Here is an 18,250-nt window from a genome sequence, read left to right as displayed (position 1 = left end):
GAAGGAGAAATCCGTTGGCTTTTTTCATGTACCACCATCCAATTACTAAATTAGACCTATAGATGGAATTATATGTTTAATTTAAAATGAATATATTAAAGCGCTTACATAAAAGATGGCGCTACAAGGGCATCGGGCTTACCAAACCAATTGGGGAGGCAATTGTTTATGGGGAATCGATCATCATTGTGGAAGCGCACATTACGTACAGCGGGAGTATCACTGCTAAGTTCCGCGTTACTGGTCACTTCGCTTGGATTGGGCAACACGGCGGTAACACATGCAGCGGGAGCAAGGCAGATGGAATATCTGGATCGCGGTGTGGTGGCTGTGAAGACAGGCACAGGTGTGTTTGTCAGTTGGCGGCTCTTGGGTACGGAAGGTTCGAATGTATCGTTTAACGTCTATCGGGATGGAACCAAGGTGAACGCTACGCCCATAACAAACAGCACCAACCTTCAGGATGCAAGCGGGACAAGCAGTTCCAAATATACAGTTCGCGCTGTCGTCAGTGGAACGGAGCAGGCAGCTTCAGCGGCAGCAAGCGTATGGGGCAATAACTATCTATCTGTACCGCTCAGTGTGCCAGCAGGCGGGACAACGCCCGATGGAGTAGCCTACACCTACAGTGCCAACGATGCCAGTGCAGGTGACCTGGATGGTGATGGTGAGTATGAATTGATTGTGAAGTGGGACCCTTCCAACGCCAAGGATAACTCCCAGAGTGGTTATACCGGGGAAGTGTTTATCGATGCCTACAAATTAAACGGAACACGCCTCTGGCGTATTAGTCTGGGCAAAAATATCCGTGCGGGCGCTCACTACACCCAGTTCATGGTCTATGATCTCGACGGTGACGGCAAAGCCGAGGTTGCGATGAAAACAGCCGATGGCACCAAGGATGGTACTGGCGTGGTCATCGGGGATGCAAGCAAGGATTACCGCAATTCCAGCGGTTATGTGTTGTCTGGTCCCGAATTCCTGACGGTTTTTAATGGACAGACTGGCAAAGCGCTCTCCACAGTGAATTACGAACCGGCGCGTGGCAATGTATCCAGTTGGGGGGATAACTACGGCAATCGGGTGGACCGATTCCTTGCCGCCATTGCTTATCTGGATGGAGAGCGCCCAAGTCTGGTCATGGCGCGTGGGTACTACACCCGCACAGTGCTCGTGGCTTATAACTGGCGGAATGGACAGCTGACCAAACAATGGACATTTGATTCCAATACCTCCGGTAACTCGGGTTATGCCGGGCAGGGCAATCATAATCTGAGTGTGGCGGACGTAGACGGAGATGGGAAAGACGAGATCGTTTATGGTGCCATGGCGGTGGATGACAACGGCAAAGGATTGTACACAACAGGACTTCATCATGGCGATGCCATGCATCTGAGTGACCTCGACCCGGACCGCCCTGGACTTGAGGTATTTCAGGTCCATGAGACACCATCCAATGCCGGAGTGGAGTTCCGGGATGCAGGTACAGGCCAGTTAATCTGGGGAGTCAAAACAACAAAGGATATTGGACGTGGCATGGCGGCAGATATTGATCCAAGATATAAAGGCGCTGAAGTATGGGCAGACGGCAGTCTGTATACAGCCAAAGGGCAGAAACTCGGGACAACCCTGCCGTCCTCCACGAATTTTGGCATCTGGTGGGATGGGGATCTGCTCCGTGAACTGCTGGACAGCAACCGAATCGATAAGTGGAACTATACCAACAGCACAACGATGAACCTGCTCACCGCTTCCGGCGTAACTTCCAATAACGGAACCAAGTCTACGCCGAATCTGCAAGCCGATCTGTTCGGGGACTGGAGAGAGGAAGTTGTGTGGCGGACGAATGACAGCTCAGCACTGCGGATCTATACCACAACAGCAGTTACGGACAAACGCATCTACACGCTGATGCATGATCCGGTGTACCGTCTTGGCGTCGCTTGGCAAAATGTAGCCTACAATCAACCGCCGCACACCGGTTTTTATCTGGGAGAAGGCATGAGCACACCACCGGTACCCAATATCCGGTATGCGGGCAGATGAGGAATGGACAAGGTGTGGCCGTCCAATTCTGTTTATGTTTACAATAGCCAGCGAAGCATGGGATTCGCTGAAGGGAACAACGGACAATGGTTCGTTGTTCCTCTTTTTTTTGCCAATAGCCCAGAAATACGGTAAAAATCGGAAAAAACGTTTGACAGGTATATAGACTGCCTTTATTATACGTATATAACTTACTAAACAGGTAGGAATAATAAAAATTATGACCTGAACAGAATAACGTTCTCACCGTATAGACGGAGGAACACCGCAGCGCATCCTTTTCAGATGGAGCATGCACGGCCTTAAGCCGGCATGACTTTATGGGGAGAAGTGCGCGGGGGTTCCTCCGTCTTCTTGTTTTTTTTACGGGGCGTTCGATCCTGTTCAGCCGGCCTGAGGTAGTCATGCAGATCTATATCGGGGGGAGTGTTATTTATGAAAAAGAGAATTCATAAGGGTATTTTGGTTGGTCTGGCACTGGTGTTAACAGGGGTACTGGCAGCATGCGGATCGGATAGCGGCGGGTCCAGTGCGGCAGGAACATCGGGGGGAGCGGAAGGCGGCACAGAAGGGGCCAAGGCCATCGAACTGCTGAATGTTTCCTACGATCCAACGCGGGAACTCTATGAGCAATATAACAAAGCGTTTGCGGCGCATTGGTTGAAAGAGAAAGGTCAGGAAGTGACCATCAAGCAGTCCCATGGGGGATCGGGCAAACAGAGTCGTTCTGTTATTGACGGACTGGATGCAGACGTGGTGACGCTGGCATTGGGATACGATATTGATGCAATTGAAGATAAAGGTCTGATTAACGAAGGCTGGCAGGACAAATACGAGCATAACAGCTCTCCGTATACCTCTACGATTGTATTCCTTGTGCGTAAGGGCAATCCAAAAGGCATCAAGGACTGGGATGATCTGATCAAAGGGGATACGCAAGTCATCACCCCAAATCCTAAAACGTCCGGCGGAGCGCGCTGGAACTATCTGGCGGCATGGGGATATGCCCTTAAGCATAATAACAATGATGAAGAGAAGGCGAAGGAATTTGTTGGAGAATTGTTCAAACATGCGCCTGTGCTGGATTCGGGTGCTCGCGGGTCTACGACAACGTTTGTTGAACGTGGCATCGGTGATGTGTTGCTTGCCTGGGAAAATGAAGCTTTCCTATCGGTAAAAGAGTTGGGTCCGGACAAATTCGATATTGTCGTGCCTTCGGTTAGTATCTTGGCAGAGCCGCCCGTTGCAATTGTGGACAAAAATGCAGACAAAAAAGGAAGCCGCGACGTGGCGGATGCCTATCTGAAATATTTGTACAGTGAAGAAGGACAGACGATTGCTGCTGAAAATTATTACCGTCCAACGCTGGACAGCGTGGAGGAAAAATTCAAAGATCAGTTCCCGGCACTTGAGCTGTTCACGTTGAAAGATGTATTTGGCACATGGCGGGATACTCAGGCCAAACATTTTAATGACGGTGGTATCTTCGACCAGATCTATGTTCCAGGCAGCTAAGGTTGCTCTGTTCAATGAACACCCGATCAATCGCGCTGTGAGCGGCCAACCAGCCTTACCGGCTGAAGGCAGAGAGGATGAACGTGCATGAGCAAGGTGGTTGTGGCGCGGAGACGCACATTGCCGGGATTTGGATTAACGATGGGTTACAGTGTGTTCTACCTGAGCCTGGTTGTACTTATTCCACTGGCTGCGCTGTTATTTAACTCCACAGGGCTGACGTGGGCAACCATGATTGAGGTTGCGACCAATCCCAGGGTACTGGCTTCCTTCCAGGTCAGTTTCTTGACCGCAGGTGCAGCGGCGCTGATTGATCTCGTGCTGGGACTACTCCTGGCATGGGTGCTTGTTCGGTATGAATTCCCGGGCAAAAGGTTGTTTGATGCGGTCATTGATCTGCCTTTTGCCTTGCCGACAGCGGTAGCAGGGGTTGCTCTTACGGCGATCTATGCCGGCAATGGCTGGATTGGGCAGTTTGTAGAGCCTTTGGGCATCAAGCTCGCCTATTCACAGGCCGGGATTACGCTGGCGCTGATGTTTATCGGAATTCCGTTCGTAGTTCGCACGGTGCAACCGGTGTTGGAGGAGCTGGAGGCTGAGGTGGAAGAGGCTGCTGCCACACTGGGGGCAGGAAGATGGCGGATATTCCGGACGATTCTGCTGCCGGATCTGATTCCACCGCTGTTGACGGGTTTTGCTCTGGCTTTTGCCCGAGGCATTGGCGAATATGGCTCGGTTGTATTTATCTCAGGTAACATGCCGATGAAAACGGAGATTGCTCCCTTGCTGATCATGGCCAAGCTGGAGCAGTTCGATTATGCAGGCGCTACAGCTGTAGCTTTGCTGTTGCTTCTTGTTTCTTTCATCCTGCTGTTGATCATTAATTCCTTGCAACGTTGGAGCCGGAAGGCGGGCAGAGCATGACGATGAAGCATGATGGAATATGGATACAATCAGATGTCACTCACCCAAACCAAAGGAGGTGCAGCATATGGCGGGTTCTGTTCCACTGAGCCCTGTTCCACCCGTACGAGCTGGCCGTGGAACGAACCGTGCAACAACGGAAGCTCCATGGGTCAAATGGTTGTTGATTGGACTGGCGAGCCTGGTGCTTATATGGCTGCTTATTTTGCCACTGGCCATTGTGCTCATGGAGGCGTTGAAGCAGGGTTGGGGTGTGTACATCGCGGCTCTTACCGAACCGGATGCCATGTCTGCACTGAAACTCACGTTATTGGTTGCGGCGATTACCGTACCGCTGAATACGATATTTGGTGTGGCCGCTGCATGGGTCATTACCAAGTTCCAGTTCAAGGGTAAGGGACTTATGATCACCCTGATTGATCTTCCCTTTTCCATCTCGCCTGTGGTGGGCGGGTTGATCTTTGTATTGGTCTTTGGTTCGAATGGGTGGTTAGGGCCGTGGCTGTCCGAACATGATATCAAAATCATTTTTGCGCTGCCAGGCATTGTCATTGCAACGCTGTTTATTACCTTCCCGTTCGTAGCGAGGGAGTTGATTCCACTCATGGAGGACCAGGGAACCCGGGAAGAGGAAGCAGCGGTTACGCTAGGTGCTTCCGGGTGGCGAATCTTCTGGAGTGTAACCTTGCCCAACATCAAATGGGGGCTGCTGTACGGCATTATTCTGTGTAATGCCCGTGCTATGGGCGAGTTCGGAGCCGTATCTGTGGTGTCCGGGCATATCCGCGGGGAGACCAATACACTACCACTTCATGTCGAGATTTTGTATAACGAATATCAATTCTCGGCTTCGTTTGCCGTAGCTTCATTGCTCCTGATTCTGGCTCTCGCCACGTTACTGCTCAAGAGCTGGCTTGGACACAAAGCCGTTTCAGAAAAGTGATTATGAGAAGAGAAAATACAGATTGACAGCTACTGGAAGCCCTGCTAATGTATAAACCAAGTATATAGGTTGGATAAGAATGATTTATAAATCCGTTGGATGACAGCGTACTTAGGAATATGGCGGGCAATAGCTCGAGAAGAGGAGGCGGCTCTATGGCTAAGCCGTTAAAAGTGGATGAGGTATGGTTGGACCGAATTGCCGGGCAGCTGAATGACATGGAGTTTGGTTCATTGCACATCGTAGTGCACGAAGGTCAGATTGTGCAGATGGAGCGGACCGAACGCAAGCGTTTTGAGAACACGCCCTCAGGCAGCGCCTCCAAATCCGGAAGCACGACACGAAGCAGTTCAGCCCGTTCACTACGCGGATCCAATGCGAGTGCGAAGGGATAGATAGTGACGTGGCGTGAGGGAAGCGAAGATAGGAGCATAGGAACACATGTATAATCCAGAATCTCATGGGAAATGCATGTTCCAAATCATCCTACTTATTGTGCGCGACTTGTCTCCATATGCTCCGTATACCAATGATTCGCTTCAAGCAGCACCTGTTGCCCACCTGCATCCATGAATTCTTCCACAAAGGTATCGAAATACCCCACAGGCTGATCGCCAGTGATGATGGAGATGTACGCTCTGTCTCTCATGCGAATCAATTCAGATGAATATTGAATCAGGGCAGGGGTTGCAACCTCCAGGCGATTATAGATACCATTCTCCGTCAACCCTGCAGATGCAGCCCACTGTTCACGTTTATCCGAGGGTGTACCTGGAACCGTCATGCCGATACTTGAGCCGATCCTATTAATATAATTCTCCATTCTGTTGTATGGGTAAAGTAAATGGAACGAGTTTGAATCTTCAGCGCTCCAATTCCAGTGTTTTCCTGGAAGGCCATACTCCATTTTGATCTGCTCCTCCGGATCGGGGTTGGCACTTACATAATCGAGTATCTCCAGAATTTTCTCCAGTTTTCCCGGCTCCTTCGCAGCCTCAGCACCTATAGCAATAAAATTCATCAGCAGATTGTTCCCTTTAGAACCGCTATGTCCATCAGGACCAATAACAGGAGAACCAAATACAACCTCTGCAGCTGCGTTCTTCTGTAGCAACTCATTAACATTGAACGAGGCTCCCACAGGGGTTGCTTGGCCATTTTCATTGAGGACACTGTAGTCTCCCTCTTGATTCCAATGATAGTAGTTGCCCATCGAAGTCATCCCAATTTTTCCATTAATAAAAGTATGGGATAGATGTTTATAGCCACCTTTGTTTTCACCGGTTATAAACTCGGGGTCGATAATCCCGTCCTGATACCACTTTTGCATATAAGTCAGGGCTTTTTTCATCTCCGGCTCCAAAGCACCGATCACGAGTTGGTTGTTTTTATCATTAAAATACAGTTGCTCGGTGAAAACGGACTGTCCAAAAGCGCCAAACACGACATTTAAGCCCTCTCTGGATAGGCCATATGTATCCTGTTTACCATTTCCGTCCGGATCACCTTTGGTAAAAGCATACATAACCGTTTCGAATTCATCTAATGTCTTTGGCACCTCCAGACCAAGCTTCTTAAGCCAGTCCTCTCGGTATACAACAGGGGTTCGATAGATGTTGGTCTGATTAATGGCCGGAATTCCATATAAGCCACCGTTTATTTTTCCATACTCTAAATAACGTGAATCATAATCGCGAATTCGCTGTACGATATTTGGCGCATATTGTTCAAGGACTTCCGGGGAGATTTCCGCTAAGACCCCTTGCATTTGATACTTAAGCAGATCATGCGGTTGTCTGATTCGGAACAGATCGGGTATTTTCCCTTGAGCAAGCTCCAGATCCAGCAGTTCCTCGTACCGCTTGTTCTCAAGATTCCACACCTTCAGATCGACATCAAACCTGTCCTCAATATATGCAATCATTTCCGCGTCCTCAGGAACAGGGATATTTTGATGCATGGTCCAGGATATCGTATACTGCGGTGCTGTATCTTTCTCAGCGCTTGCTAGATGGTCTTGCTGTTGCACTTGTGCTGTTTCTCTTCCTAAAAAGGTACACCCACTTGTAAATACGAGAAGGAGAAGCATTGCGGAATATAGACATAGCTTTCTTGAAAGGTTAAGGTTCATAGCAGCTCCTTTTTATAATTTTAAATTCTAAATAGGTTCAATTTAACATTTACACAATAACGGAGAGGACAGAAAGAACCTGAAGAAGCGAAGCGTTCGCCTTTATTCCCGGATTTCCCCTTTTAGAAAAGGGATCGAAGAAATCTGGGAATAACAGCGATCGGAAGGTTGTTCTGTCATCGGAGTGTCCGTGTAAATATTCCTAATTGACCCTATATAGATCCCTGTTCCATTAGACTGCGCATGAAGTTTTTCGGTGTACAGCCGTGAATTTCTTTGAACTTTTTAATGAAATAGGCAGGGGTACGGTAACCAACCGTACTTGCGACCTGCTCAACCGTAATTTCGCGTTGTGTCATGAGTTCCCGTGCGCGTTCCATCCTCTGATTCGTAACATATTCGGAATAAACAATCCCGGTTTCTTCTTTGAAAAGTTTACTGAGATATTTAGGGCTGATGAATACTTGCTCTGAGACATGATCCAGCGTGAGATCGCCTGATAAGTGCTCGTGAATATAAGCTTTGACAGCCGAGATGGTATCCACACTTCGTACCTCGCTTCGCTTCTCCATCTGCATCACAAATTCGGTCACAAGATGAATCATCCACTCTGAATAGCGGTTGATATTGTAGAACAATGAAAATTGCTTGTACAAATTCAATGAACTCGCCTCGGCAGGTTGTAAACGCACCTGATGAATACACTCAGCGTAAATAGATACCGTTTTTAATAAAATGATCCGACTGTATTCGGCGGAATAGGGGCCTTCCTTTATTGTCGCGACCAATTCCTGAATGGCCTCAACCGTACCTTGCACATCCCGAGTCTGCAATTTCTTTTCAAAGTTTACGAGGTATGACTCCGGGACTTCCAAACTGCTGGCTTCCCTGTTCAGAAGATCAAGATCCTGAATGGCAGACTGCTCGGGAAAGAAGTAGCTGTATCGAATCAGGGTATTCGCCTGATGATAGCTTGTGTGAATCTTCGTGAAGTGTTCTACCCATCCGCCTAACGATAGTACAAATTCCAGGCCAAATCTGCTGCTCGCCTCAGCGTGAATAAAGTCAACAATGTGATCAGAGAGCGGTTCTTCGGGTTGGTTAGTACAGATGATTACTGCTATTTTGTGATCCTGCAATTCCTCTGCCAGCAGTTGAGTTCCATCCATTTCTGTGAGCTCCAGTTGCTGGATCATCGTATACAACGTATGCTGCAACTGTCGTGGCTGCAGATCCTTCCACTTCTCATTGACGGGGTCAATGACGATGCAACGGAAGCGAGAGTAGGCCATTGAAATGTGAACAGACTGGAGCTGTTCCGTAAGTTCCTCGGGTGTAAATCGATTATTTAACATATTGAGCATGATACTATGCTTAATCATTCTGTGATTGGCCTGTAAGGTTTCTTCAAGACTATCAACTTTATTGGACAGACTGTTAAACGTTGTATCAATGAACCGATATTCGTCCTGTTTTAAGCTGGTTGGGCTATCCATCCGGCTCTTGATGTTATTCATGATTCGTTTAAGAGGACTATAGTTGGCCCTGGTAAAGATGGACGACATCGCTATTCCAACCGCAACAGCTAATAAACCGAGAAGAACCGAAATCTCCTTCAAGCTATCCAGTTTATAATAGAAGCTTTCATTAGGTGTGGTTGTGTAAATCCGCCATGCATTTCCTTTAAATTGATCTTGGGTAACGACATGAGAGTCATAGTTAAATACAGGCGTGAAACTTTCATCTGAAGAATGATAGGAAAGGAGCGACTGCGTTAGATTCTCCTCCGTGGAGGTGCCTAGCAACGTTTTGTCCGCGGCAGATATGACGGTTCCGTCCTGATCGATGATTAATGTATTCGCATAGTCAGCAGGTAGCATATTTTTAATTATCTGACTGATCGCTGATTCTTTGATATCAATCGCAATCATGGCCTTACTGTCTTGTCCTGTTGATTGAAACGGGTAACTATGGACATAGGAAATTAGAGGACTCATGTTTCCCTGTTCCCGTGATTCGATATAAGCATCCTGAGGCACCATGCGAGTTTTCATCCATAAGGAGCTTTCTGGAGTCTCTTTCATCGCAGCAATCCAATCCGTCGTATGATCCACACTCGAAGGCGTGTCCTCATAGAGCAATAGCCCATATACAGATGAGACGATGAAGTGGTTCTTCGTATCGTACACATGAATAGCTTCAATGAGATCGGAATAATTTTGCACCATATTTTTGAGGGACTGTTCGATGTCCAGGATTTTGCTATGGTTTCCTTTTAAGCTATCTAAATCGATACTAGCAGCGTTACCGAGTGCCAGGGACAGATAGACCTGATTCACCTTCTGGATCACAGAGCTTTCAATATAATTGACAGTACTTTTCAGCGAAAGTTGATTATTGATTCGAATCTCTTTGCTGTATTGATGGGAGAAAAAGAGGTATAGAATGGAGCCGAAAAGAAGCGCAATGACAAGAACGACAGCAAGGTAGGAAAGAACCATCTTGGATCTCACAGACTGAAATGGCTTATGCATTCTTTTTCCCCCTTCGTTTCTCGTGTCTAAACAACTTCATCATTATATAGCAGGCTGAGGACTAGAAATCATGTTGATCGAAATTTAACAAACTCCATCTCCACATTTTACACTAATTTAATAAAGCGTTTACATAAAAGGGTATCATAATTAACGAAAGTAGTATCTCCTCTATTTTTTGAGGGCAGAAATCATCGGAACGTACGATTTTGATATAAAACGGAATTTGTTCTATAGATGCGAAACGCTCCCTAATGCTACAGTAACGGCAGATCAGACATCTGGATAGAGACTTTCTTCCTCATATGCTGACGCAGAAGTAAAAAATGATTTTACGATTAGGGGAGCGTGTATTAGTAAGCCATGAGAAAACCACTTAAAAAGTCACTGGCACTACTTCTAATGTTGTCTATGGTAGGTCCGACATTTGCAGAGAAGAGTTTTGCAACCGATCAGAAGATTCAGTTCTCTGATATTAAGGGACACTGGGCGGAAGCAAATATTCAAGCATGGGGTGATGAGGGATTAATTCGAGGTTACCTGGATCATTCCTTCAAACCGAACACGTATATTACCAGAGCAGAATTTATGAATTTGGTAAACGGTGCTTTTGGATATTCCGGACAAGCTAAAATTACCTTTAACGATGTGTCTGAGAGTGCATGGTATTACGAAGCAATTTCTATTGCAAATGCGAATGGATATATAGATGGTTACACCGATGGCACAATGAAGCCGCAAGATCCGATCACCCGTCAAGAAGCAGCTAAAGTGATCGCTGGCATTTTGAATTTGGAGTTCAATGAAACAGCAGCAAATGTATTTAGCGATTCATCGTCTATTGCGGCGTGGAGCAAGGGCGCTGTAGGTGGAGCGGCAGCAGCGAAAATTATCGCTGGTTATGCAGACGGAAGCTTCAAACCGCTTAATTCCATTACTCGTGCCGAAGCGGTGTCTGCGCTCGTTAAGGCTGTGGAAACAGATGCTACTACAGCTGCCAAACCAGCTAAGCCAAAAGGAACGGCAACCGTACTGAATGTTAATCCCCCAGCAGATGAAGCTCGGTTGTCCGCTGTGAAGCACGGAGCCAATGCTGGAGACGACACCTTGAAAAATATTGCGGAAACCAACCCGTTTATTGATATTTTGGACGGTTTTGATCAAGTATGGTCCATGAACCAAGCGGATTGGAGAGATGGAACAGCGGCAACCAAAATTGGAGCTGACGGAAAAAATGCAAAGTATGGAGATGGACCGTCCCCTTATTATGACGGATTTAAAAATGACCCAACCGTAGCCGTCGCTGATCAGAAAACATATGCAAATGAAGAGATCCGAAACAAAGCGACTTGGGAAGCCAATATCAAATATGTCGAAAAGGTCACGCAAAACCGCACGGGTGAAGAGGCTTTGGCAGCCTACTATGATGACCAAAGAGATAAGATCTATAGCGTGATGGAGGGCTTTGGTCCGTTAGCTAACACGTATGTAGATATCATCAAGCCAAAGACAAACGTTGAACGAACGGTGGACGAGATGAATGTGGTATTGACCGAAGAAACAGTGGAAGATGAAAGCCAAGGTATTGGAGATTGGGATGAAAAAACGGAGCTTTCAGACTTGGTTAATTTGGTTGATCTGGTTCGATTCAAAATTCCTGCCTCATCTAATCCCTCTAAATATTTCTACTCTTCCCCAAGACCGTGGAGAATGAATTCCAATGGAGAAGTGAAAGAAGTTGTTGACAGCAAAGGACTGCCTGTATGGGAAACCATGGGCGAAGGTGAGAAAAAAGAAGTACCTTTGGCTTCAGGTGGCACCAAATCAACAGGAGAAAAACATTACCAGCAATACGAAACAAACGTTAAGCTTATTCCTGCCTTAAGTTATGTCAAACGAATCGCTGAGGATGGAAGAGGAAAAGATGGCGGATTTCCGAGCGGACATACCAGTGCAGCTTATTTATCCGTATTTCCTTTGGCATACGCTACACCGGAACGATTCGCTGAATTGTTAACGAGAGCAGCTCAGTTGGGAGAGAATCGAGTCGTAACGGGGATGCACTCACCGCTTGATGTTATAGGAGGAAGAATACAATCCACAGCCATGGCTGCATATGCACTTAATAAGACTGAGAACAAAGATGTGTTAGAGAAAGGTTATGAGAATGCCGGAGAAGTATTTGGAGCTGCAGCCAAGGAAAAAAATATGAGTCTGTATGAGTATGCACACACCGTAACTGAGGATTACACGTTCAAGAGTGCTTATGATGAACACAAATGGGAAGATCATGATGCCAATAAAGCCTTCTATAGAGAAAAGATGACTTACGGTCTACCACAAACCGGAACCAAAGGTTTGGCTCCAATTGTACCGCAAGGAGCAGAAGTCCTGTTGGAAACACGTCAACCGTATTTAACAGATGAGCAACGCAGACAAGTATTGTATACAACATCCATTGACTCTGGATATCCTGTACTGGATGAATCCAAGGGCTGGGGTAGAATTGATCTGGTCACGGCTGCGGATGGATATGGTGCATTCTTGAACAATGTAACTGTGGATATGGACGCTTCCAAAGGGCGCTTTAATGCAGAAGATTGGTGGAGAAATGATATTACCGGTAGTGGAATGCTTACGAAAAAAGGAACAGGAACCCTTACATTGACAGGGAAAAATAGCTACACAGGCGGAACATTACTGCAAGCAGGAACGCTGGTAGCTGAATCTGCAACTGCTTTTGGTACAGGTGATCTGTATGTAGAAAATGGAACAGTTGTCGTTGATGTCGACGGCGCACTCAACTTAAATAGAAACTTTACCATGGATAACGGTACGTTGGAATTGGTAGTGACTGATAACAACAGTCAGCTGAATGTGGGCAGAAAGCTCTATATCGATGGAGGAAGTCTCAAACTCGACTTGTCCAACTATAAGATCGAAGGTTCCAAAGATATTACGTTAATCACGGCTAATGGAATTACAGGTGAATTCGACAGTGTAACGGCAGATGGTTATGACGTGACTGTCACGTACGAAAAGGGCCGCGTCATTGCACATGTTGTAGCCAAATAAGTGAAGTAATGATGCATGATACAAAGTGAACTAATAAATGTTACACATGCCACTTCGATGACAGAATAACCTTCCGATCATTCTTCTCAAGACAAAATTAGTACTATAGAAAAGGGCTTAAACTACAATGTAGTTTAAGCCCTTTTCGCGTATAGATACGTTGGATATAGGGGATGTTTTCAACACGTCCTGAAAGCCGAAGTGTATCTGAATGTGTCCGGAGTAGGGAAGCGCTAAATACTGAATGTACGAGCTAGCGATCAGGATGTCGCAAAGGCGATTCCTATCTTCCTCTACCAATGAAAATTCTCGCTTTGTACGAGAGGGACAGGGGTTGTCCTCTCAGTCGCGCTTGGAACAGAGCATGAGCAGGGACTGAGCGCTAACGAATCTGAGACACGTTATATCGAAATGTACGGCGTTTTAGAGCGCTTTTATCGAGCGATTTTGGGACACTGACATCCATCATCGTATAACATGCTGAGTAAGGAGACACGACCTGATCGGTGAAAATCCAGTCGTGAGTAGGCCGAGTCTCGTATCATCGAGGTGGGTATCTAAGTTTAATCATGCGGAAGCGGCTGAATCGTAGGTGTCGGTGCTGGTACCAGATGTACGACGTGTATTTCCTTCCATCTCCGTAGAGACTTGCTTCGTTGGTTCCAGATCCGTATGTCCTACGTAGGGGCGGTCACTGCGAGAGCGTGTCCCAGTCAGACCGAAGCCTGAAGTGAATATAATCAGCTGTAATCCCAGTGCATAGGGAGCAGCGACAGGTCCAATCAGATGGAGCAAGGAGCATAGCGCGATCAGCAAGGAGAGCATTTTGGTTAATGTACGTGGCCTATCCCGGCGTGGGCTGGCCCAGAGCAGATAACCATATATTATAGTGATCATTAGGGAAACTGTACGAATCCATGGCAAGATGCTGTCCCATGAGTCTAAAGTGACGTCCAACATCCGCTGACGAAATACCAGATCTGTAACCAGAAACCCTGTGGCCGCCAGTGCAGCTGGTTCGGCTATGGGCCGAAGGATGGTCCAGACCGCTGTGCCCCAATGATCTGCATAAGTCTCCCGGCTGAGTTCATCCGATAATACGGTGCATTCCCGTTCCAGTGCTCTGTGCATCAGGCCAAGTCGGGCAGAATCATGATCCTTAATACAGTCACGGATCTGGTCCTGTAGCTGAGGGGATAGGTAAGATGCAGCTTTGCAGGCTAACATTGCTGTTATCAGATCATTATGTTCGTGTTCTGATCGTTCATAATTCCGATTTTCCTGGATGGTAAGTTGTCCCAAGAGGGCTGTACTTATGTATAATGTATCTCGTATCCTTCTCATTCGCCTTTCGTGGCTGCGGCGAACTTCAGTGGCAGACCATATGTATATCCCGAGAAGCAAAGCCATGACTCCAAACAGCACAGCCACAGCGCCTGGGCGCGATGTTAGATCTTCAATCCAACGTTGAAACACACTTGTTCCTCCTTTGCACCAACTTCACGTATCATGAAACACGCTTCACGTAAGCTTTCTCTCACTATTACACAGGAAGTAGATGAATTCAAGCAGAAAGGGGCACAATTCATGGATCATGTGAATATTGAACACACACCACCCGCAGCGGTGGAGTATCTTGCCTTGCGGCAGATTGCCGGCCTTAGTGTAATGAGCAGGGAAGGGGCGGAGATTGGATTACCGAATAGCCTGTTTGCCGTATGTCTGCGTGAAGAGGATATGCTGATAGGCATGGGGCGAGTGATTGGAGATGGAGGTTGTTTCTTTCAGGTCGTCGATATTGCTGTACACCCGGATGTTCAGGGAATGGGGTATGGAAGACTGATCATGAGCGAGATTATGAATTATCTGCGTGAAGCAGTACCTGCCCGTGGTCTGGTCAGTCTGCTGGCGGATGTTCCGGCTGATCGCCTGTATGCTCAATTTGGATTTGAATACACCAGCCCAAAATCGGAGGGTATGTGGTGGAGGCAGGGAGAAGAAGGACCGACTACCTAGCGGAATGAAAACTGAAATTTTAAGATAAGAATAGACTTAGGTCGTATGAAATTATCTTAGTATAGCCGCATTTAGCGGCTTTTTTCATGATTCGTGTTGAGTGCTGGCGGAGAGAGGGGATACTTAAGAGTGTCAGTGTTTCTTCCGCTAGTTGAAGTAAAGATTATTTTTCTACATATAAGCTGTAAGAGATAGGTTTACAAGTTGTTCACATCCGGTTTAAGATGGCGTGAGCCGTTTAAGGTATATAACAATAGGATTAAGTATTAAAATAACGGTAAGTTGATGAGATGATATCTACAGAAAAGAGGGAATTCATATGAAAGTAACCATTTTTGGAGCAACCGGAGCGATTGGCAAGACGATACTGTGGGAGCTGATGGATCGTGGGCATGAAGTGACAGCGGTGGTGCGTGATCCGTCGAAGATTGAGATGGTTCATGAGCGTTTGCGTGTAGAACAGGGAGATCTGCTTAACCCGGATCAGGTGGCAGATTTTGCAGCGGGTCAAGAAGTGGTTGTGAGTGCGTATGGACCGAAGTTTGGAGAAGAAGAAGAAATGCTGGAAGTCACACGCTCATTAATTGAAGGTGTGCGCCGTGCAAAAGCAGGACGTCTGGTTGTGGTTGGTGGAGCGGGAAGTTTGCTAACTGATTCCGGTGATATGCTGATGGATACGCCGGGATTCCCGGAGGAAGTCAAACCATTGGCAAGAGCACATGCAGAAGCATATGACCTGATTAAAGCATCAGGTATTCACTGGACCTACATGAGCCCTGCTGCGACAATCACAACAGGACGTCGGACAGGCCAGTTCCGGGTTGGCATGAACCGTGTGATTACGGATGATATCGGGGAAAGCTCGATTTCCGTTGGCGATTTTGCAGCCGCTTTGGTGGACGAACTGGACGATCCACAATTTATCCAAGCACGGTTTACGGTAGGTTATTAAGAGTAGACAGGTTTTGGACTGGATGATTTAATCTGAAGGTCTCGTACACGGGATTGATAGAGTTTTCGATGATGTATCGAGTAGATCGTGGTAACTGGATGAGGTAAGAGGAAAGATAGCGATACACATATAAGACGCAGAGTTCAGGTGCAAAGTTGCTACTTTTAAGTATGAGATGAGCTTGTCACGGGGAGGGATGAACGTTGTTTATCGTAACCGCTGAACAGATGAGAGCTGTGGACGAGTATACCATTCATCAGCTCGGTATTCCGGCAGCAAGTCTAATGGAGAATGCAGGCCGCGTCATAGCCGAGGAAGTCATCAAGCTGTGCCGGGAAGGGCAGACAGAAGGCCGGCTTGCGGATTCAGTGCCGCTTGGCTATGCCAACAAGACAGATGCGCGGCGGGCACACACCGGGCCCGGCGATCGGCAAGGTTATGGTGGCGACATCATCGCCGATCCGGCGCTGGTGATGGAGCGCCCGGGAGATCAGCAGTGGTACATGCTGATCGGTAAGGGCAATAATGGCGGCGATGGACTGGTGGCCGCGCGCCATTTGGTTGAAGCTGGGCTTGGCGTGACATTGGTCTACGCCGATGCCCCTGATGCACTGCGGGGCGAAGCCGCAGTGCAACGGGATGCCGCCGCGAAGCTTGGCATCCCTGCTCTTGTCCACGGGCGCGAAGCCGTGGACTTCAGCCGGTGCACAGGCATCGTGGATGCGCTGCTGGGCACCGGCTCGCGGGGGGCGCCGCGTGGAGCTTACGCGGCGCTGATCGAGGCGGCGAACGACAGCGGCAAGCCGGTCGTGTCCGCCGATGTGCCAAGCGGGCTGGACGCCGACACCGGAGAGGTGTACGAGCCCTGCATTCAAGCCCGGGTGACCGTATGCCTCGCGCTGCTTAAGCGCGGGCTGGTGCAGTACCCGGGCGCTTCTGCCGCGGGGCGCATCGTGGTGCGCGCCATCGGCATTCCCGCGCGGCTTGCGCCAGAGCATGGCCCCTCGGTCCGTCTGCTGACGGACGAGGTGCTGCGCGGTGCGCTGCGCGTGGATACAGGCCGTCTCCGGGCACCGGACGGCCACAAGGGCACCTACGGCCATGTGTTGCTGGCCGCAGGAAGTCTGCCGATGAGCGGCGCTGGCCTGCTCTCGGCCAAGGCCGCGCTGCGCGCAGGCTGCGGGCTCGCCACATGGGCGCTGCCCGCGGCACTGCTGCCGCATGTCATCGGCATCGTGCCCGAGCTCATGCTCGCTGCCGCCGCCGATGGCGACAGCGGCGAATGGAACGCGGCTTCCGCCGACGCCGTGCTGCGTCTCGCGGAGAGCCGCGACGTGCTCGCGACCGGCCCCGGCCTTGGCCGCTTCCAGGGCGACACAGACTGGCTGCGCCGTCTGTGGCAACATACGGATCGTCCGCTCGTCATCGACGCGGACGCCCTCAACATGCTGGCAGACGCTGGCCCACATGGGCCTCGCGACTGGGGCCAGCGAAGTGCGGCGACAATCCTGACGCCGCACCCTGGCGAGATGGGCCGACTGCTGGGCATGTCGACCCAGGAAGTGCAGCGTGATCGCATTGGACACGCTGCAAAATACGCCCGCGAGCAGGGCGTGACCTTTGTGCTCAAGGGAGCACGAACGGTCATCGCAACGCCATCCGGCGAGGTGTACATCAACACCACCGGGCACGCCGGCATGGCGACTGGCGGTGCCGGAGACGTATTGACCGGCATCATCGCAGGTCTGCTTGCCCAAGGGCTCAGCGCGGAGCAAGCCGCCACGTTCGGCGTATATCTCCACGGACAGGCCGCCGAACGCGCAGCCCTGCTGCGCGGTGACCCGTCGTCCCTACTGGCCGGAGACATCATCGACGCACTGTGAGGATGGGGCAGGTGTGGGACAAGCCCGCGGTTTTGGGTTACTGCCTATGACGATTCCTTTTCAAACTGAAATTGACCCAACGAACCAGCGCACCAAAAAGTAGATGAGTGAACGTTGTCCATTGTCCGATACCCAATGCCTAATGCTCAATACCAATGCCCAGTACTCACTGCCCATTGCCCAAACGAACCGGATACACCTTATACCACGGTTTACATCGAGTAGCAAAAG

12 protein-coding genes are annotated in these 18,250 nt (G+C 48.8%); 9 read left to right on the top strand and 3 right to left on the bottom strand.

The genetic code is table 11. From position 1 onward, the window contains the following. The first annotated feature begins 168 nt into the window (after window positions 1–168). From AC6CIF_RS19815 to AC6CIF_RS19795, 5 genes are all read left to right on the top strand, one after another. Window positions 169–2,046 (top strand): rhamnogalacturonan lyase, encoded by a 1,878-nt coding sequence (locus AC6CIF_RS19815; protein ID WP_498201273.1) that lies wholly within the window; start codon window positions 169–171, stop codon window positions 2,044–2,046. 435 nt (window positions 2,047–2,481) lie between these two features. Then, window positions 2,482–3,561: a sulfate ABC transporter substrate-binding protein gene (locus tag AC6CIF_RS19810; protein WP_036607530.1), complete on the top strand. Its 1,080-nt coding sequence runs from the start codon at window positions 2,482–2,484 to the stop codon at window positions 3,559–3,561. A gap of 87 nt (window positions 3,562–3,648) precedes the next feature. Next, window positions 3,649–4,485 (top strand): sulfate ABC transporter permease subunit CysT, encoded by an 837-nt coding sequence (gene cysT, locus AC6CIF_RS19805; RefSeq protein ID WP_127547780.1) that lies wholly within the window; start codon window positions 3,649–3,651, stop codon window positions 4,483–4,485. A 67-nt stretch (window positions 4,486–4,552) separates the two neighbouring features. Further along, window positions 4,553–5,428: a sulfate ABC transporter permease subunit CysW gene (gene cysW, locus AC6CIF_RS19800; protein WP_498201272.1), complete on the top strand. Its 876-nt coding sequence runs from the start codon at window positions 4,553–4,555 to the stop codon at window positions 5,426–5,428. 155 nt (window positions 5,429–5,583) lie between these two features. Next, window positions 5,584–5,823, top strand: a complete 240-nt coding sequence (locus AC6CIF_RS19795; protein WP_498201271.1) for a YezD family protein — start codon at window positions 5,584–5,586, stop codon at window positions 5,821–5,823. A gap of 95 nt (window positions 5,824–5,918) precedes the next feature. On the opposite strand, the gene AC6CIF_RS19790 is transcribed toward AC6CIF_RS19795, so the two are convergent. Beyond that, window positions 5,919–7,457 carry an extracellular solute-binding protein gene (locus AC6CIF_RS19790; protein ID WP_498201270.1) on the bottom strand — a complete coding sequence of 513 codons (1,539 nt, stop codon included), beginning with the start codon at window positions 7,455–7,457 and terminating at the stop codon, window positions 5,919–5,921. 314 nt (window positions 7,458–7,771) lie between these two features. Continuing rightward, window positions 7,772–10,093: a helix-turn-helix domain-containing protein gene (locus tag AC6CIF_RS19785; RefSeq protein WP_498201269.1), complete on the bottom strand. Its 2,322-nt coding sequence runs from the start codon at window positions 10,091–10,093 to the stop codon at window positions 7,772–7,774. 363 nt (window positions 10,094–10,456) lie between these two features. On the opposite strand from AC6CIF_RS19785, the gene AC6CIF_RS19780 reads away from it, so the two are divergent. Next, a complete protein-coding gene (locus AC6CIF_RS19780) occupies window positions 10,457–13,168 on the top strand; it encodes an S-layer homology domain-containing protein (RefSeq protein ID WP_498201268.1) in 2,712 nt (903 codons plus the stop codon). A gap of 567 nt (window positions 13,169–13,735) precedes the next feature. Here AC6CIF_RS19780 and AC6CIF_RS19775 read toward each other — a convergent pair. Next, window positions 13,736–14,644, bottom strand: a complete 909-nt coding sequence (locus AC6CIF_RS19775) for a hypothetical protein (RefSeq protein WP_498201267.1) — start codon at window positions 14,642–14,644, stop codon at window positions 13,736–13,738. A gap of 111 nt (window positions 14,645–14,755) precedes the next feature. Here AC6CIF_RS19775 and AC6CIF_RS19770 point away from each other — a divergent pair, with 111 nt between their 5' ends. From AC6CIF_RS19770 to AC6CIF_RS19760, 3 genes are all read left to right on the top strand, one after another. Further along, window positions 14,756–15,184, top strand: coding sequence for a GNAT family N-acetyltransferase (locus AC6CIF_RS19770; RefSeq protein ID WP_498201266.1), 429 nt, complete (start codon window positions 14,756–14,758; stop codon window positions 15,182–15,184). A gap of 319 nt (window positions 15,185–15,503) precedes the next feature. After that, window positions 15,504–16,136 carry an NAD(P)-dependent oxidoreductase gene (locus tag AC6CIF_RS19765; RefSeq protein WP_498201265.1) on the top strand — a complete coding sequence of 211 codons (633 nt, stop codon included), beginning with the start codon at window positions 15,504–15,506 and terminating at the stop codon, window positions 16,134–16,136. Window positions 16,137–16,339: 203 nt separating this feature from the next. Further along, on the top strand, window positions 16,340–18,019 hold the full coding sequence (locus AC6CIF_RS19760; protein WP_498201264.1) for an NAD(P)H-hydrate dehydratase: 1,680 nt from the start codon (window positions 16,340–16,342) through the stop codon (window positions 18,017–18,019). Window positions 18,020–18,250 lie beyond the last annotated feature (231 nt).

It is taken from the genome of Paenibacillus sp. GQ49 (assembly GCF_059759055.1).
This window is presented reverse-complemented; position numbering and strand designations above follow the sequence as displayed.